The sequence below is a fragment of the Muricauda sp. MAR_2010_75 genome (assembly GCF_000745185.1).
Lineage (GTDB): Bacteria > Bacteroidota > Bacteroidia > Flavobacteriales > Flavobacteriaceae > Flagellimonas.
The window spans coordinates 948,409-965,845 of the sequence record NZ_JQNJ01000001.1; the positions used below are offsets into that span (position 1 = coordinate 948,409).

General features: G+C 42.4%; 16 protein-coding genes. All 16 read left to right on the forward strand.

What is annotated here, in order from left to right; translation table 11 throughout:
• The first annotated feature begins 10 nt into the window (after nucleotides 1-10).
• The 16 genes from FG28_RS04215 (at nucleotide 11) to FG28_RS04290 (ending at nucleotide 17,435) form a co-directional block, all read left to right on the forward strand.
• Nucleotides 11-1,615, forward strand: coding sequence for a 4Fe-4S dicluster domain-containing protein (locus tag FG28_RS04215; protein WP_036380260.1), 1,605 nt, complete (start codon nucleotides 11-13; stop codon nucleotides 1,613-1,615).
• Nucleotides 1,616-1,716: 101 nt separating this feature from the next.
• On the forward strand, nucleotides 1,717-2,406 hold the full coding sequence (locus tag FG28_RS04220; protein ID WP_036380261.1) for a glycosyltransferase family 2 protein: 690 nt from the start codon (nucleotides 1,717-1,719) through the stop codon (nucleotides 2,404-2,406).
• 1 nt (nucleotide 2,407) lies between these two features.
• Nucleotides 2,408-3,892: a cellulose synthase family protein gene (locus tag FG28_RS04225; protein ID WP_036380263.1), complete on the forward strand. Its 1,485-nt coding sequence runs from the start codon at nucleotides 2,408-2,410 to the stop codon at nucleotides 3,890-3,892.
• 5 nt (nucleotides 3,893-3,897) lie between these two features.
• Entirely contained in the window at nucleotides 3,898-5,262 is a 1,365-nt protein-coding gene (gene mptB, locus FG28_RS04230; RefSeq protein ID WP_036380264.1) for a polyprenol phosphomannose-dependent alpha 1,6 mannosyltransferase MptB, read from the forward strand.
• Between the two features lie 205 nt (nucleotides 5,263-5,467).
• Nucleotides 5,468-6,094 (forward strand): GNAT family N-acetyltransferase, encoded by a 627-nt coding sequence (locus FG28_RS04235; RefSeq protein WP_036380265.1) that lies wholly within the window; start codon nucleotides 5,468-5,470, stop codon nucleotides 6,092-6,094.
• Between the two features lie 84 nt (nucleotides 6,095-6,178).
• Nucleotides 6,179-7,369, forward strand: coding sequence for an argininosuccinate synthase (locus FG28_RS04240; RefSeq protein ID WP_036380267.1), 1,191 nt, complete (start codon nucleotides 6,179-6,181; stop codon nucleotides 7,367-7,369).
• On the forward strand, nucleotides 7,362-8,336 hold the full coding sequence (gene argC / locus FG28_RS04245) for an N-acetyl-gamma-glutamyl-phosphate reductase (protein WP_036380269.1): 975 nt from the start codon (nucleotides 7,362-7,364) through the stop codon (nucleotides 8,334-8,336). The genes FG28_RS04240 and argC overlap by 8 nt, the downstream gene beginning before the upstream one ends.
• Before the next feature lie 11 nt (nucleotides 8,337-8,347).
• Nucleotides 8,348-9,142 carry a pyrroline-5-carboxylate reductase gene (gene proC / locus FG28_RS04250; RefSeq protein ID WP_036380270.1) on the forward strand — a complete coding sequence of 265 codons (795 nt, stop codon included), beginning with the start codon at nucleotides 8,348-8,350 and terminating at the stop codon, nucleotides 9,140-9,142.
• A gap of 3 nt (nucleotides 9,143-9,145) precedes the next feature.
• Nucleotides 9,146-10,273, forward strand: a complete 1,128-nt coding sequence (locus FG28_RS04255) for an aspartate aminotransferase family protein (RefSeq protein ID WP_036380272.1) — start codon at nucleotides 9,146-9,148, stop codon at nucleotides 10,271-10,273.
• Nucleotides 10,270-11,208 carry an acetylornithine carbamoyltransferase gene (locus tag FG28_RS04260; RefSeq protein WP_036380273.1) on the forward strand — a complete coding sequence of 313 codons (939 nt, stop codon included), beginning with the start codon at nucleotides 10,270-10,272 and terminating at the stop codon, nucleotides 11,206-11,208. Before FG28_RS04255 ends, FG28_RS04260 begins: the two co-directional genes overlap by 4 nt.
• Nucleotides 11,205-11,984 (forward strand): acetylglutamate kinase, encoded by a 780-nt coding sequence (gene argB, locus FG28_RS04265; RefSeq protein WP_036380274.1) that lies wholly within the window; start codon nucleotides 11,205-11,207, stop codon nucleotides 11,982-11,984. Before FG28_RS04260 ends, argB begins: the two co-directional genes overlap by 4 nt.
• On the forward strand, nucleotides 11,981-13,057 hold the full coding sequence (locus FG28_RS04270) for a M20 family metallo-hydrolase (protein ID WP_036380275.1): 1,077 nt from the start codon (nucleotides 11,981-11,983) through the stop codon (nucleotides 13,055-13,057). Before argB ends, FG28_RS04270 begins: the two co-directional genes overlap by 4 nt.
• 93 nt (nucleotides 13,058-13,150) lie before the next feature.
• Nucleotides 13,151-14,437: an argininosuccinate lyase gene (argH, locus tag FG28_RS04275; RefSeq protein WP_036380276.1), complete on the forward strand. Its 1,287-nt coding sequence runs from the start codon at nucleotides 13,151-13,153 to the stop codon at nucleotides 14,435-14,437.
• Between the two features lie 114 nt (nucleotides 14,438-14,551).
• Nucleotides 14,552-15,439 (forward strand): DnaJ C-terminal domain-containing protein, encoded by an 888-nt coding sequence (locus FG28_RS04280; RefSeq protein ID WP_036380277.1) that lies wholly within the window; start codon nucleotides 14,552-14,554, stop codon nucleotides 15,437-15,439.
• The gene (locus FG28_RS04285) at nucleotides 15,436-15,729 is read left to right on the forward strand and encodes a chaperone modulator CbpM (RefSeq protein ID WP_036380279.1); all 294 of its coding nucleotides are present in this window, start codon (nucleotides 15,436-15,438) and stop codon (nucleotides 15,727-15,729) included. Before FG28_RS04280 ends, FG28_RS04285 begins: the two co-directional genes overlap by 4 nt.
• A 98-nt stretch (nucleotides 15,730-15,827) precedes the next feature.
• Complete coding sequence (locus FG28_RS04290) at nucleotides 15,828-17,435, forward strand: M1 family metallopeptidase (protein ID WP_231562596.1); 1,608 nt, start codon at nucleotides 15,828-15,830, stop codon at nucleotides 17,433-17,435.
• Nucleotides 17,436-17,437: the final 2 nt, after the last annotated feature.

The following is a 17,437-nucleotide window of genomic DNA, read 5'->3' on the forward strand; positions in this document are numbered from 1 at the left end:
TTCAACAACAATGAGCACGTACGACAGAAGCATGGCCCTCACCGGGCAACCACCAAAAAGCTTGAGCACAAACCAAAAGTTTGCCACTTTCTTAGGAGTAACTGGATTAATCATCATGCTATTGGCCATTTTTAATGTTTCCTTTCCCAATAAGACATTATGGCTTTCTATCTCACTTTCGTCCGTTTTTGCGGGCATACTCTGGTTTTCGTGGAACGCCTATTCCCAAAAGCTTCCTGGTATAAAAAATGATGGAGTATGGTTTAAGTCCATATCCAGTCGTGGGTTTTGGGCTTGGATAGCTGGGATCGCCTTGACGGGATTTTACATTGTCCTGTATTTCTATCCAGAATATTTAGGATTGGTTAGTGATGGGGACAACAAAGGTATAATTGCCCTTTTTGACCCCTTGAGCAAAGCATTGAGTGGAAATCCTGCGAGCCAATGGTTTGTATATGGAACGCTGTATACAGTGGCCATTTTGGCCTTTGGGATTAAGTTTCTTTGGAAGTATCGCCATAACCGTTATGAGCGATTACGTACAATTAGCGTCATGTTATTTCAAACCGCCTTCGCGTTCATCATTCCTGAATTAATGGCCCGTTTGAACGGCGATAAAATTTTAAACGGTGGTAGTTTACCCTACTACGACCTTAAAAATGTTTGGCCCCTTAACTACTACAATTTTGAGAGCTACCGCATTAAAGGATTTTTGAGTTCCGGGGATATTGGGTTTGCACTGCTGATTTTTGGAATTCTCTCCATTTTTGTGATCACTCCGATCCTTACCTATAAATATGGAAAACGATGGTATTGTTCCTGGGTCTGTGGCTGTGGCGGATTGGCCGAAACTGCCGGGGATTCCTTCCGACACTTGAGCGATAAGTCCACATTCGCCTGGAAAGTGGAACGCTGGGTGGTGCACAGCGTTGTGGTTTTCGTCACCTTGATGACCACTGCAGTGGTGTACTCGTATTTGGGAACGGATACCAGCAAGTACTGGCTGACCAAAAGCTCATTTTTAATTGGGGTTGCGGTATTGCTGACCCTTGTTTTTGGCTGGGTGATGCTTTTTAAACGGGAACAACTTCAAAAAGATGCGCAATACGGGGCAATCGGCTATTTTGTAATTATTATGGCACTCCTTGGCATGCACTTTTTCAGTGGTGATGGAAACGTATTCCTCTTTAAATCCGAAACGCTGCGAAAGTCTTATTCCTTTTTGATCGGAAGCATTTTCTCTGGGGTCATCGGAACAGGTTTTTATCCCATTTTTGGGAGCAGGGTCTGGTGCAGGTTCGGTTGTCCTATGGCGGCCATCCTTGGTTTTCAGCAGCGCTTGTTCTCTAGATTTCGAATTACCACCAATGGCGGTCAGTGTATTTCCTGCGGAAACTGTTCCACCTATTGCGAGATGGGCATCGATGTACGTGCCTATGCCCAAAAAGGTGAAAATATTGTCCGTGCCAGCTGTGTTGGTTGCGGTATCTGCTCCGCGGTTTGCCCAAGAGGGGTGCTGAAACTGGAGAATGGTCCGTTGGAAGGAAGAATTGACAGCAACCAAGTTTTATTGGGCAACGATGTGGACCTTATGACATTGGTAAACCAAAAATAACCATTGCTCTTTGCCATCAAACTGTAAGATTAAAGGGCAAAAACGCATGGAATACCTTAGTTTTGGCAACTTGAACACAAAATAAATTCCAACGGCAGCCCATGGCGGATATTAAGGTCATCATCCCTGCAATCAATGAAGGAGACTCCATAGGAAAAGTGGTCTCCGAAATTCCAAAGCATGTCTCCGAAATTATTGTAGTGGACAATGGTTCCACTGACAATACCATGGAAAATGCCAAAAAAGAGGGTGCCACTGTACTCACCGAAACCCGCAGGGGGTATGGGTCCGCATGCCTGTGTGGAATTAATTATATAGAGCAACAATCCAAAGAGCCAGACATAATCGTATTTATTGACGGAGATTACTCAGATTATCCAGAGGAACTGGATAAGGTAGTCGCCCCCATTTTGGAAAGTGACATAGATTTTGTGGTTGGAGCGCGAAAAAAGTCGCTCAGGGAACCCGGTTCCATGACTCCACAGCAGGTTTTTGGCAACAAATTGGCCACTTTTTTAATGAAAGTCCTGTTTGGAGCAAGATTTACGGATTTGGGACCTTTTAGGGCCATAAAATATGAAAAGCTCAAAAAATTGGAGATGCAGGACCAGACTTATGGATGGACAGTGGAAATGCAGCTCAAAGTTCTGAGAAAAAACATGTCATATACCGAAATACCAGTGCGTTATAAACGAAGAATTGGTGTTTCAAAAGTGTCAGGTACGGTAAAAGGTACTATATTTGCTGGCATAAAAATTATGGGTTGGATTTTTAAATACAGTTTAAAATAATATGGGACTCACAATTGCTATTATCATCATCGCTATTTATAGTACAGCCTTAATTTTGATCTTCTTTTACAGTCTTGCCCAATTAAATCTGTTGATCAATTACTTGGGTTATAAAAAGCGAATTGATGAAGCTCCCAAGTTCAACCTCTTAGATCCCAAGGAAATACCGGTTATCACCATACAGCTTCCCATCTACAACGAAGAGTATGTTATGGAGCGTTTGTTGGATAACATCGCCAAAATTGAATACCCAAAAAGTAAGTTGGAAATTCAGGTTTTGGACGACTCCACCGATGATTCCGTCATAGAGACCGCCAGACGAATTGAAGAACTCCAAAAGGACGGACTTGACATTCAACATATCCGGAGAGAGAACCGAAAAGGGTACAAAGCTGGGGCTCTAAAAGAAGGTCTTGCCATTGCCAAAGGGGAGTTCATTGCCATTTTTGATGCCGACTTCCTTCCGGAAAGCGATTGGCTTAAAAAAACCGTTCCCTATTTTAAAGATGAGGAAATTGGTGTGGTACAGACCCGCTGGGGACACATTAACCGAGATTATTCCACACTTACCCGTATACAGGCCTTTGCCTTGGATGCCCACTTTACATTGGAGCAAGTAGGCCGAAACTCAAAAGGGCATTTCATCAACTTCAACGGTACCGCTGGTATCTGGAGAAAAGAATGTATCCTGGATGCCGGGAACTGGGAAGGCGATACCTTGACCGAGGATTTGGATCTCAGCTATCGTGCCCAATTAAAAAACTGGAAGTTCAAATATTTGGAGGATGTTGAAACCCCTGCCGAATTGCCTGTGGTCATCAGTGCGGCACGTTCGCAACAGTTCCGATGGAACAAGGGGGGCGCCGAAAACTTCAGAAAGACAGTCTGGAGCGTTATCACAGCCAAGAACATTCCCCTGAAGACCAAATTCCATGGGGTAATGCACTTGTTGAACAGTTCCATGTTCCTTTGTGTGTTCATTGTGGCCTTGTTGAGCATTCCCATGCTCTACATTAAAAACACCTATGGCCATTTGGGTTGGGTATTTGAAGTAACCAGCTTCTTCATCATTAGTACCATTATCTTGTTCATTTGCTATTGGTTTACCTACAAAAGTATTCAGGGAAGCAGTTTTGACAACTTTGTGGACTACATCAAACTCTTCTTCACCTTCTTTTCAGTGGCACTCGGATTTTCCTTGCACAACACTGTGGCTGTTTTGGAGGGCCATTTGGGCAAACGAAGCGAATTTGTTCGAACCCCCAAGTTCAACATCAACAGTATCAAGGACACTTGGAAGGGCAATAAATATTTGGCAAAGAAACTTTCGCCCAACATGATTTTGGAATTTGCCTTGATGATCTACTTCCTTTTTGGAATGTACAGTGCCATCCCATTGAATGACTATGGATTGTTTCCTTTCCATTTGATGTTATTCCTAGGTTTTGGCTTTGTTTTCTTTAAATCGCTGACCTCCAAGGCTTAAAACACATGCTCTCTTACTGGCGCTTGCACAAATACCCGATACTCTTTGTTGTCGGAAGTATATTGTTCTATGCTAGTTTTGGGTACGATTTGGCCCGTACCGACTTCATAAAACTGCTCACGCTTTTTGCGGGGCTGTTCTTTTTTTTGGTCAAACTCATGCAGTTTGAGAAATGGAACTTTAAGTTCCTTCTGGTGGCGGGAATTCTATTTCGACTTGTTTTTTTATTTGCCGAACCCAATCTTTCCCAAGATTTTTATCGATTTATTTGGGATGGAGAACTCATAAAAAATGGCCTCAACCCCTATCTTCATGCACCCAACGACCTCATTGGTCAGTCCGATTTGGGAATTGCCAATGCCCAAGAGCTACACACCAAAATGGGAGCACTCCATGCCAAACATTTCAGCAATTATCCCCCGATCAATCAAGTATTGTTCGTTTTGGGTGCTATTTTGGGCGGTGGTAGCATACTGGGGTCCATCATTGCCATGCGGTTGACCTTGATCCTGGCGGATATAGGTGTCCTCTATTTTGGCAGGAAATTGCTCCAAAACCTTAACCAGTCCACCCATATGGTCTTTTGGTACTTCCTGAATCCTCTAGTGATTATTGAACTGACAGGAAATCTTCATTTTGAAGGTGTTATGCTGTTCTTCATGGTTTGGGCATTGTACCTCATTTCAAAAAAGAAATGGGTTCTTGCCGCACCCGTCTATTCCCTTTCCATCATGGTAAAGTTGGTGCCCCTTATTTTTTTGCCCATATTTCTCAAATATTTCCGATTTAAAAAAAGTGCAATCTTCTACGGTCTTGTAGGATTTGGCTGCCTTGTGTTGCTCCTCCCATTATATTCTCCAGCCTTTATCGACAATTACTCAGAAACCTTAAAATTATGGTTCTCCAACTTTGAGTTCAACGCGAGTATTTACAACATCGTAAAAAAAATTGCGGTGATCCACTACGAAGCCAAGCCTTGGGAGCTAATTGAATCCTACGGGAAAATCATCACCAAAGTAATATTGGTCATTACAGTGTTGATTGCTTTTCTCCGGAAAAACAACAGCCTTGAAAGTGTGATTACCTCAATGGTCCTGGTATTGTCCTGTTACTATTTTCTCTCCAGTACGGTTCATCCCTGGTATGTTGTTTTTCTCATGGGACTGTCCCTCTTTACAAAATATCGGTTTCCGTTGGTCTGGTCTCTGGCCATTGTGCTTAGTTATCAGGCGTATTCCAACCCAGATTATAAGGAGAATCTTTGGTTATTGGCCATTGAATATATTTTGGTCTTTGGCTTTTTCATTTATGAAATGATAGGTAGAGGTTCAAAAAAGTTATATTTCTTCAAAAAACAAGTCAATCTCTAGGCCAATTAGAATTAATTTGTACTTTTATCCCACAATGAAAGGACAAGAATACATATTTACAACATTGAGCATTCCCGCTCCCGTACGTCCATTTTCTCCACGTCGTCGCCCGTAAGGGTGCACTATTATCTATGGAAATAGGTGAGTCCATTTCCGCAAAACCAACAAAACATCTTTTTTAATTTTATCTGTTTAATCGCTTGCAATGGATATTGTAATTGCTAACGAATCACATTTTAAATACGCACAAATTATCTGCAATACCATAGCGGAATCCGCTAAGGTGCGTGGCACCGGAATTGCCAAACGTACCCCTGAATATATCATGAAACGTTTACAGAACGGAAACGCCGTCATTGCTTTGGATGGTGATAAGTTTGCTGGCTTCTGTTATATTGAAGTTTGGGGGAACAAGGATTTTGTGGCCAATTCAGGACTTATTGTACACCCCGATTATAGAAACCAGGGACTGGCCAAAAAAATAAAAAAGGCTGTCTTTGACCTGTCACGAAAGAAATTTCCGGATGCCAAAATTTTCGGGATCACCACGGGACTTGCTGTCATGAAAATGAACTACGAGCTGGGCTATAGGCCCGTAACATTTTCAGAACTTACCGATGACCCTGATTTTTGGAAAGGCTGCCAAACCTGTAAGAATTTTGACATTCTAACACGCACCGAACAAAAAATGTGCCTGTGCACCGGAATGCTGTACGACCCCAATGAAAAAAAGAGCGGAAAAAATACCACATCAAAAAAATTAAATGGAAAGGCTTTTCAAAGATTGAAAAATATAAAAGAAACCCTTTTCCTTAAGAAGAAAGAAAAGTAAAATGTCTGTTCAAGCTGTTATCCTGATCGCCCACCTGCCGCAGGAAGGCAGTTGTGAACCGCAATTTAAAATTGAAGAACCAAAATGAAAAAATTAGTATTAGCCTATAGTGGCGGACTGGATACCTCCTATTGTGCCAAATATTTATCCCAAGAAGAAGGATTTGAAGTACATGCCGTTAGCGTAAACACCGGTGGATTCAGCAAAGCTGAGATTGAGGAAATTGAACAAAAGGCACTGGCCTTGGGTGCAACTACTTACACCTCTATCAACGCCATTTCCAATTTTTATGAGAAAGTAGTGAAATACCTCATTTTTGGAAATGTGCTAAGAAACAACACATACCCCCTTTCAGTAAGCGCAGAACGGATTGTACAAGCTATTGAAATTGTAAACCACGCCAAGAAAATTGGCGCCCAGTATATCGCCCATGGCAGTACCGGAGCTGGAAACGATCAAGTGCGATTTGATATGATATTCCAAATCTTGGCACCAGAAATTGAAATCATCACCCCAATCAGGGACAAAAAATTGGCCCGAGAGGAAGAAATCAATTACTTACAACAAAATGGTATTGATTATTCTTGGGAAAAGGCGAAATATTCCATTAACAGAGGATTGTGGGGCACATCCGTAGGTGGTGAGGAAACCCTGACATCGCACCTTTCCTTACCGGAAACCGCGTACCCAAGTCAATTGGAAAAAGAATTGCCCAAAGAATTAAAATTGACGTTTAAAAAAGGGGAGCTCGTAGCCCTGGATGGTGAGGAAGATAATCCTGTTGCCAATATTGAAAAGTTAGAGGCCATTGCTTCCAAATACGCCATTGGACGAGACATCCATGTAGGTGATACCATCATCGGAATCAAAGGTCGGGTTGGTTTTGAGGCTGCTGCCCCTTTAATAATTATTAAAGCGCACCATCTCTTGGAAAAGCATACGTTGAGCAAGTGGCAGCAGTATCAAAAAGAGCAAATGGCCAACTTTTATGGAATGCTGTTGCACGAAGGCAACTATTTGGACGAAGTAATGCGAAACATTGAGGCCTTTTTGACGGATACCCAAAAGAACGTTTCAGGAGATGTATTTGTTACCCTTCATCCTTACAGATTTGAATTGAACGGCATCGCTTCAGACCATGATCTAATGAATGCTTCCTTCGGAAGTTACGGGGAAATGAACAAAGGTTGGACCGCCGATGACGCCAAAGGTTTTATCAAAATTCTGTCCAATTCAGGGAAAATTGCAAACCACGTAAACCAAAAACATGATTAAAGCGGGAATCATAGGCGGTTCTGGGTATACAGGTGGGGAACTCATTCGATTGTTATTGAACCACCGTGAAACCGAAATCGATTTTGTGTACAGCACAACACGAGCAGGAAAACCCATCACCTCGGCTCATCAAGATCTCTTAGGATTGACCGATTTGGCATTTTCAGGAGATATCAACCCAAACGTGGATGTTGTCTTTCTTTGCTTGGGGCATGGTAATTCCACCTCGTTTCTAAAGGAGTACACCTTTTCCAAGGAGACCAAAATCATTGATTTGAGCAATGATTTTAGGCTAAAGGCCGATGCCAAATTTGATGGAAAAGATTTTGTTTACGGATTGCCAGAACTCTACAAAGAAGAGATTCAATCAGCCATTGCCATTGCCAATCCCGGTTGTTTTGCTACGGCCATTCAGCTGGCATTGTTGCCCTTGGCTAAGGCCAATTTGTTGAATAATGATGTCCACATTAACGCTGTCACTGGAAGTACCGGTGCTGGTGTTGGATTGTCATCAACCTCACATTTTAGCTGGCGGAACAACAACATTTCGTGGTACAAACCTTTTACCCACCAACATTTGGGAGAAATAGGCGAAAGTTTGGATTCCTACGGAAATCAAGTGGGAAAATTATTGTTTTTGCCCACACGGGGGAATTTCACCAGAGGAATTTTGGCAACGGCCTACACCTCTTTTGAAGGTACTTTGGAAGAAGCCAAAAAGCTATACAACGATTTTTATACCGATGCAGCGTTTACCCATGTTTCTGAAGAGGAAATCCATCTAAAACAAGTAGTGAACACCAACCAATGTCATATTCATTTGCACAAACATGAAGACTTGCTATTGGTGACTTCAGCCATTGATAATTTACTGAAGGGCGCTTCTGGGCAAGCCGTACAAAATATGAACCTGATGTTTGGTTTCCCTGAAACCGAAGGTCTGTTATTAAAAGCAGGAGTTTTTTAAAAAAATCAACCATGAAAATAGCAATCATAGGAGCGGGAAACTTGGGATTGGCCATTGCCAAAGGGATTTTGCATACCAACGGCGCCACCACCATGTACCTCACCAAACGAAATACCAAATCCATCCAGGATTTTGAAAAATACGGGAACGTTACGGTCACTTCGGATAATGAAGAAGCTGTCAAAAACTCCGATATTCTCATTTTTGCGGTACAACCGGGTCATTTTACCTCCATTTTGGAGCAAACCAAAGACCTGCTCACCGAAAAACATGTGATCATCAGTACCATCACCGGTTTTGGCATACCCAGAATCGAAGGCATTATCGGTTCCGATAAATACATCATCCGAAGTATGCCCAATACCGCCATTTCGGTGGGGAAATCCATGACCTGTATCTGTAGCAATGAACTCGGCAAAAAACGAATCGATTTGGCCAAGGCCATTTTTAATCGGATGGGACATACCATGGAGATTCCAGAGGTACAAATGCAAGCGGCCACCGTTATCTGTGCAAGTGGAATCGCCTTCTGGATGCGATTGATTCGCGCTACAACCCAAGGGGCCATTCAATTGGGATTTGATGCCAAGGAAGCACAGGAATTGGCTATGCATACCTGTAATGGAGCGGCCAGTCTTTTGATTGAATCCGGTAGCCATCCCGAAGAGGAAATTGATAGGGTAACCACGCCCAAGGGCTGTACCATAGAAGGATTGAACGAAATGGAACACCAAGGATTGAGCTCCTCGCTCATAAGAGGTATTGTGAGTTCCTTTGAAAAAATCAGCCAAATTAAAAAGGGGTAAAGCATGAAATTATTTGACGTATATCCATTGTATGATGTCACCCCGGTGTCCGCAAAAGGCATTGAGGTTTGGGATGATACAGGACAAAAATATTGGGATTTTTATGGAGGTCATGCCGTGATTTCAATTGGGCATACTCACCCGCATTATGTAAAGCGAATCAAAGACCAATTGGACAAGATTGCATTTTACAGCAATTCCATCCAAAACCCCATTCAAGAGGAATTAGCCGAAAAACTGGGAGAGCTATCCGATTGTGAGGCGTATGATCTGTTTATGTGCAATTCTGGGGCGGAAGCCAATGAAAATGCGCTGAAAATGGCATCGTTCCACACGGGAAAATCCAAAGTCATTGCGTTTACCAATAGTTTTCATGGAAGGACATCTGCTGCAGTTGCCGTTACGGACAACCCAAGCATTAATGCACCCATCAACAAACAACAGGCGGTTACTTTTCTCCCATTGAATGATTTTGATGCCTTTGAAAAAGCAATTGCTTCGGATGAGTATTGTGCGGTGATTTTGGAAGCGATTCAAGGTGTGGGTGGATTGGACGAACCCACCACAGAGTTTTATCAATTCATCGCAGAAAAATGTAAGACGCATCATGTTGTTTTGATTGCGGATGAAGTCCAATCTGGCTATGGAAGAAGTGGTAAGTTCTTTGCCTTTCAACATCATGGGATTCAGCCTGATATTATTTCCATCGCAAAAGGAATGGGTAATGGTTTTCCAGTTGGAGGTATACTGATCCACGAATCTTTCAAACCCTCATACGGCCTTTTGGGGACCACTTTTGGTGGAAACCATTTGGCCTGCGCGGCGAGTTTGGCTGTTCTGGAAGTGTTGGAAAGTGAGGGACTCACTAAAAATGCGGATGAATTGGGAACCTATTTTAGGAAAAAGGCCCAAGAAATTCCAGAAATCAAGAACGTAAAGGGTCGGGGGTTGATGATAGGCCTAGAATTTGATTTTGAAGTGGCCGACCTCCGAAAAAAACTGATCTATGACCAACATATTTTTACAGGTAGTGCCAAAAACAAGAAGTTATTGCGGTTTTTACCCGCATTGAACATCACCAAGGAACATGTGGACCTATTTTTTGAAGCACTCAAAAAAGCATTGAAATGAAGCATTTTTTATCTGTTAACGATATTGAATCCCTGCCCGATTGGGTGGACGAAGCAATTACCCTAAAACAAAATCCCTATCAATTTGAAGATTTGGGGAAACATAAGACCGTATGCCTGTTGTTCTTCAACAATAGTTTGCGAACACGTTTGAGCACGCAAAAAGCCGCCATGAACTTGGGCATGGAAGTCATGATCATGAATTTTGGCAGCGAAAGTTGGGTTTTGGAATACCAAGATGGTTCCGTGATGGACCAAGGCACCTCTGAACACATCAAGGAAGCCGCCCAAGTGGTATCCCAATATTGCGATATTGTTGCCATACGTGCTTTTCCCGATTTAAAGGATAGGGAAAAGGATGAAGCCGAGGAAGTGCTAACCGGTTTTGCCAAACATGCTTCCGTTCCTGTGGTAAATATGGAAAGTTCTACGGGTCATCCTTTGCAGGCTTTGGCAGATGCCATAACTTTAGCGGAATATAGCCTAAAACCAAGACCCAAGGTGGTTTTATCCTGGGCGCCCCATCCAAAGGCTTTGCCCCATGCTGTGGCCAATTCATTTACGCAAATGATGAAGTTGCAAGATGCGGAATTTATCATCACCCACCCCAAAGGGTATGAACTCAACCCCAACATCACCCAAGGCTGCCAAATTGAGTATGATCAAGAAAAAGCACTGAAGGAAGCCGATTTTGTCTATGTGAAAAACTGGAGCAGCTATACCAATTACGGAAAAGTGCTGCACCAAGATCTGAACTGGACCATGACACAACAAAAATTGGGACAGGCCAAATTTATGCACTGTCTTCCCGTGCGGAGAAACATTGTTGTGGAAGATGCGGTTTTGGATGGAAATCAATCATTGGTAATCAACCAAGCACAGAATAGAACCTTTTCAGCACAAATAGTCCTGAAAAAAATATTGGAAGCCTTATGAAACAAGCACTATCCATCGTAAAAGTAGGGAGCAACCTTATTGAAGATGATAAGGAGTTCACCCGGATTTTAGAGCTTTTTTCCAAAATGCCAGGAAACAAAATCATGGTACACGGGGGAGGTAAAAAAGCAACACAGATTGGCAAGAAACTGGGCATTGAGGCCAAAATGATCAATGGCCGAAGAATCACCGATGAAAAAAGTTTGGAAATCGCCATTATGGTGTACGGTGGATTGGTAAGTAAACAGATTGTGGCCCAATTGCAAGCTTTCGGAACCAATGCCATTGGAATGAGCGGGGCAGATGCCAACGCCATTCTGGCACACAAAAGACCTGTTACAAAAGTGGATTTCGGCTATGTGGGCGATGTGGACAAAGTGAATGCCTATGGTATTTTCAAACTATTGCAGGCAGGTTTTACCCCAATACTTTGCGCATTGACACATGATGGAAAAGGACAATTGCTCAATACCAATGCCGATACCATTGCAGCAGAAGTGGCCATCGCCATGTCCGATCAATTCGACACTACTTTATATTATTGTTTTGAAAAGAAAGGTGTGCTAGAGGACGTGGACAATGAAAATTCAGTCATTACCCATATCAATTCCAAAACGTATGAAGAACTTCTGGCCTACGGCATTATTTCAAATGGGATGCTTCCCAAAATGCACAATTGTTTTTATGCCCTCAGAAACCAAGTTAAGAAGGTATGTATAGGAGATATTGACATGCTGGAAAAAGGCAACCCAAATTTTACCACAGTAACACTATGAAAACCAATCAAGAAACATTGACCGAAAAGGCTATTGAACTATTAAAGGAATTGATTGCCATTCCTTCCTTTTCCGGTGAAGAGGATAAAACGGGAGATGCCATTGCCACTTTTTTAGAGGGGTTTGGTATAAAGACCGAACGGCAATACAATAATATTTATGCCTTTAACAAACATTTTGATGCTTCCAAGCCAACATTGTTGCTGAATTCCCATCACGATACCGTAAAACCTAACAGCGCTTATACCAAAGACCCCTTTCATCCCCATATTGAAGATGGAAAACTCTATGGACTTGGTAGTAATGATGCTGGCGGTTGCTTGGTATCACTTTTGGCCACTTTTGTTCATTTTTATGAGATGGAAGGATTGAGCCATAATATAATTATGGCCGCAACAGGTGAGGAAGAAGATGCGGGCGAAAAAAGTATTCGGGCGTTGTTACCCATCCTTCCTGAAATAAACCTTGCTGTTGTGGGCGAACCTACTTTAATGGACCTCGCCATTGCCGAAAAAGGTCTTGTGGTCTTTGATGCTGTTGTGGAAGGAACGCCTTCACATGCTGCACACCCAAACGATAACAATTCCATTTACAACACCATTGATGTCTTGCGGTGGTTCAAAGATTACACGTTCGATAAAGTTTCCGATGCTTTGGGTGAGGTAAAATTGACCGTTACCCAGATCAATGCGGGAAAACAACACAATGTGGTTCCTGCCCAGGTGGATTTGGTGGTGGATGTTCGGGTAAACGACTGTTATTCCAATAAGGAGATTTCGGATATGTTGCAAAAGGAAGCCCCTTGCAAAATGACACCACGTTCTTTGCGATTGAATTCATCCTGCATTAATCCCAACCATGATCTGGTAAAAAGTGGTTTGGCCTTGGGACGAAAAACCTATGGTTCCCCTACCTTATCCGATCAAGCTGCGCTGAGTTGCCAATCCGTGAAATTGGGTCCTGGGGATAGTACCCGTTCACATTCGGCCAATGAATTTATTTATGTAAACGAAATTGAAGAAGGCATCGACCTTTATATTAAAATATTACAAGGTTTTTTAAAAAAGAATTAAAAGGAGTTCGAGCGGAGTCGAGAACTCGATAAACAGATTCCCGCCGGAGTTTATGCTGAGCAAAGCGAAGTGCGGGAATGACAACTACATACTATGAAACTCTGGGACAAAGGTTTTAGTACCGATAAAAAAATAGACCATTTTACCGTTGGAAATGACCGCGAACTGGATTTGGTCTTAGCAAAATATGATGTCATTGCATCCACCACCCACGCCAAAATGTTGGGCAAAGTAGGATTGATCACTGAAGAGGAGTCCGGTGACTTGGTGAAGGCTTTGGGCCAAATCGGCAAGGATATTGACAATGGAAAATTTACCATTGAGGACGATTTTGAGGACATGCACTCCAAAATTGAATTTCTCCTTACCGAAAAGCTGGGTGATACCGGCAAAAAAATCCATTCAGCCCGTTCCCGAAACGACCAGGTATTGGTGGCCATGCAGTTGTACCTGAAGGACGAATTGACTGAAATCACTTCACAAGTAAAGTCTTTGTTTGATTTGTTGCTGGATTTAGCGGAAAAACACAAAAACGTATTGCTGCCTGGTTACACGCATTTGCAGATTGCCATGCCTTCCTCATTTGGACTTTGGTTTTCGGCCTATGCCGAAAGTTTGGTAGATGACCTGTACTTTGTGCAGGTGGCCCATAAAGTGGCGGACCAAAACCCGTTGGGGAGCGCTGCAGGTTATGGTAGCTCTTTCCCCATTGACCGAAGCTTTACCACCGCCGAAATGGGTTTTGACACCCTAAAATATAACGTGGTTGCTGCCCAAATGGGTCGTGGGAAAGTGGAAAAAGCTGCCGCTTTCGGGATTTCCAGCGTTGCTGCTACGCTATCCAAAATGGCCATGGACATTTGCCTGTACATGAGCCAGAATTTTGATTTTATCTCTTTTCCCAATGAACTGACCACGGGAAGCAGCATTATGCCCCACAAAAAGAATCCGGATGTCTTTGAACTGATTCGGGCCAAGTGTAATAAAATTCAAACGGTTCCCAACCAATTGACGTTGATTACCAACAACCTGCCCAGTGGATATCATCGAGATTTGCAATTGGTGAAGGAAGTTATTGTTCCTGCTTTGCAGGACATGCAGGCTTGTCTGGAATTGATGACTTTCAGTTTAAAGGAAATCAAGGTGAACCCAAACATTTTGGAAGACCCCAAATACGATTACCTCTTTAGCGTAGACACTTTGAACGAGCTCGTAAAAAGCGGAATGCCCTTTAGGGATGCCTACAAAACCATGGGCAAGGCCATTGAAAATGGCAATTTTAAACCCAAACGGGACATTGAACATACCCATGAGGGGAGCTTGGGCAATTTGTGTTTGGAGGAAATCAAACAGAAAATGGAAAAGGCACTTAACCCTTAAATCACGCTTCATATTTTAGGGAAAGTAAAAATCCAGAAGGTTACGCTCTAAATTCACACTGGATTTTAATTGTGGAAAACGCTAACTTCATTCGATCATTAAAGTATACTTTGAATGGCGTTTATAGACTACTATAAAATCCTTGGGATCCAAAAAAATGCAACCCAAGACGAAATTAGAAAAGCGTACCGAAAGCTGGCGCGTAAATTTCATCCTGATTTAAATCCAAACGACAAAGAGGCTGAGAAAAAGTTCAAAGAAATCAATGAAGCCAATGAGGTGCTCAGCAATGAGGAAAATCGTAAGAAGTATGACAAGTATGGAAAAGATTGGATGCATGCTGAAGAATTTGAAAAAGCGCAGCAACAACAGCGTTCGCAACGAGCCTACACAGGAAGGTCATCTGAACATTTTTCAGAGGGCGATTATTCCGACTTCTTTGAATCCATGTTTGGAGGAGGAAGAGCCAGAGGCGGAAGTATAAAGTTTAAAGGGCAGGACTATAATGCGGAGCTCAACCTGAACCTAAAGGACGTCTACAAAACACACAAACGTGTTCTCACGGTGAACGGTAACAACATTCGAATTACCATTCCCTCGGGAGTCAAAAACGGCCAAACAATCAAAATCAAAGGACATGGTGGCCAAGGCATCAATGGTGGTCCAAATGGAGATCTTTTCATTACTTTCTCCATTCTAAATAATACCGATTTTAAACGTGACAAGGACAATCTGTACAAAACAGTGGATATCGACTTGTACCAAGCTCTACTTGGAGATGAAATTGTTGTAGATACTTTTGATGGCAAAGTGAAGTTGAAGGTCAAGCCAGAAACTCAAAATGGCACCAAAGTAAAATTAAAAGGGAAAGGGTTTCCGATATATAAAAAAGAAGGTGAATTCGGTGATTTATTTATCACCTATAATATTGTACTTCCCACTAAATTGACGGATAAAGAGAAGGAATTAATTAAGGAACTGGCAAAATTGCGGAACAAATGAGCAAAGAAAATTTAATCCTGGTCAACAAGTTGTGCACACACTATGAGGTAGAAATGGTGTTATTTCACCATCTTCAGGAACTTGGCATAATAGAACTCAAAACTATTGACGATTCGCATTTTATTCATGAGGACAAAATCGGTGTTGTGGAAAAAGTTATCCGGATACACAGGGACCTTAATGTTAATTTGGAAGGGGTAGATACAGTCTTAAATCTACTGGAAAAAATAAATGCCCTGCAGACAGAATTGAATACCGTAAAAAATAGATTGCGATTGTACGAAGACTAGAATCAATTTATTTGACAAAGTCTATTATAAAACACCTCCCTTTTTTGTTCTTTTTAGTTCTATTAAATTTCCAAGGCCATTGCCATAAATTGGGTAAATTGGGCCAGAAAACTGTTAGTGGTCCATTTATGCAGCAAAAAATTGTAACCTCTATTGTGGCTTTCGCCATGGTTTGTCTTCTGGGAAATGCCCAAGATGCCTATCCAAAAAACGAAAACGTAGATGTACAACACTACGTGTTCGGCCTTTCCTTAACTGATGCCTCCAACAAAATACAGGGCGAAACCCAAGTAACCGTCTCCTTTAAAGAAAAGGCTGTTCCATTTGCTTTGGATTTGGTTGGAAAGTCAGGAGAATTTGGCATGGAAGTCACGGAGGTTTTGGAGGATAGTCTCCAAGCAGACTATTCCTATTCTGAAAACAGAATCAATATTCTTCCAAAAACCGAGGCCAAAACACAAAAGTTCACCATAAAATACCACGGCATTCCTGAAAGAGGTCTTGTCATTGATACCACCAAATATGGAAAACGCTCCTTTTTTGGGGACAACTGGCCCAACTTGGCGCGGCATTGGCTTGCCTCGGTAGATCATCCGTATGATAAAGCGATTGTGGAATTCCAAATTACGGCTCCAGACCACTACGATGTAGTGGCCACCGGTGAAAAAATTGAAGAAAGCAATTTGGAGAACGGCTACAAACTCACCATATACCGAGAACCTGCTCCCGTGGCTACCAAGGTCATGACCATCGGCGTTACCGAATTTGCAAGTCGCTTGGTAGATGAAGTGCAAAACATCTCCGTTACCGCTTGGGTCTATCCACAAAACAGATTAGAGGGGTTTCACGATTACACCGTGGCCGGAAAAGTGCTGGAGCCGTATTCCTATGCCAAACTGGCCAACATGCAGGCCAAGACGCAGTGGGGTGGACTTGAAAATGCCGGAACCATCGCCTATTTTGAAAATTCAGTCACCGGAAACAATACCGTAGAACCTTTGATTGCGCATGAAATCGCCCACCAATGGTTTGGCAATTCCGCCACCGAGAAGAGTTGGAACCACGTTTGGCTAAGTGAGGGTTTCGCTACCTATTTCTGCATCCTTTATCTGGAAGATGTGTATGGAAACGAACGTAGAAAAGAAGAATTGGCCATTGATCGTAGAGAAATTATTGACTATTACAAAACCAACCCATCACCCATTGTTGATTTGACCATATCCGACCCCATGCGGGTACTTAGTACAAATACCTACCAAAAAGGGGGTTGGGTATTGAACATGCTCCGCCATAAATTGGGTGACAAAACCTTTTGGAACGGAATTCGAAAATACTACACCACCTATCGGAACAGCAATGTCCTTACCGATGATTTTCGGAAGGTGATGGAAGATGTTTCTGGTGAAAAGCTGGACGATTTTTTTCAGCAGTGGCTCTTTACCAAAGGACACCCCCAGCTAAAATGGAACTGGGAATACAAAAAAGGGAAAGTAATACTCCATTTGGAACAACTACAATCGCATCATGTGTTCCAGTTTCCGATGGAAATTGGTTTGGTAAAAGATGGTAAAACAGTTATGGAAACCATTCAAGTAAATGAGCAGTCCCAAAATTTTGAACTGAGGTCAAGTACACACCCAGACAATGTCATCCTCGACCCCAACCAATGGACCCTTTTTGAAGACATGGGAAAATCAAAAAACTGACA

What these genes read in the sequence shown, in the direction of transcription:
- argH (WP_036380276.1), top strand. Translation starts at nt 13,151, where the DNA reads ATGAAACTCTGGGACAAAGGTTTTAGTACCGATAAAAAAATAGACCAT.
- FG28_RS04270 (WP_036380275.1), top strand. Translation starts at nt 11,981, where the DNA reads ATGAAAACCAATCAAGAAACATTGACCGAAAAGGCTATTGAACTATTA.
- FG28_RS04215 (WP_036380260.1), top strand. Translation starts at nt 11, where the DNA reads ATGAGCACGTACGACAGAAGCATGGCCCTCACCGGGCAACCACCAAAA.
- FG28_RS04235 (WP_036380265.1), top strand. Translation starts at nt 5,468, where the DNA reads ATGGATATTGTAATTGCTAACGAATCACATTTTAAATACGCACAAATT.
- argB (WP_036380274.1), top strand. Translation starts at nt 11,205, where the DNA reads ATGAAACAAGCACTATCCATCGTAAAAGTAGGGAGCAACCTTATTGAA.
- mptB (WP_036380264.1), top strand. Translation starts at nt 3,898, where the DNA reads ATGCTCTCTTACTGGCGCTTGCACAAATACCCGATACTCTTTGTTGTC.
- proC (WP_036380270.1), top strand. Translation starts at nt 8,348, where the DNA reads ATGAAAATAGCAATCATAGGAGCGGGAAACTTGGGATTGGCCATTGCC.
- FG28_RS04285 (WP_036380279.1), top strand. Translation starts at nt 15,436, where the DNA reads ATGAGCAAAGAAAATTTAATCCTGGTCAACAAGTTGTGCACACACTAT.
- FG28_RS04220 (WP_036380261.1), top strand. Translation starts at nt 1,717, where the DNA reads ATGGCGGATATTAAGGTCATCATCCCTGCAATCAATGAAGGAGACTCC.
- FG28_RS04255 (WP_036380272.1), top strand. Translation starts at nt 9,146, where the DNA reads ATGAAATTATTTGACGTATATCCATTGTATGATGTCACCCCGGTGTCC.
- FG28_RS04240 (WP_036380267.1), top strand. Translation starts at nt 6,179, where the DNA reads ATGAAAAAATTAGTATTAGCCTATAGTGGCGGACTGGATACCTCCTAT.
- FG28_RS04225 (WP_036380263.1), top strand. Translation starts at nt 2,408, where the DNA reads ATGGGACTCACAATTGCTATTATCATCATCGCTATTTATAGTACAGCC.
- FG28_RS04280 (WP_036380277.1), top strand. Translation starts at nt 14,552, where the DNA reads ATGGCGTTTATAGACTACTATAAAATCCTTGGGATCCAAAAAAATGCA.
- FG28_RS04260 (WP_036380273.1), top strand. Translation starts at nt 10,270, where the DNA reads ATGAAGCATTTTTTATCTGTTAACGATATTGAATCCCTGCCCGATTGG.
- argC (WP_036380269.1), top strand. Translation starts at nt 7,362, where the DNA reads ATGATTAAAGCGGGAATCATAGGCGGTTCTGGGTATACAGGTGGGGAA.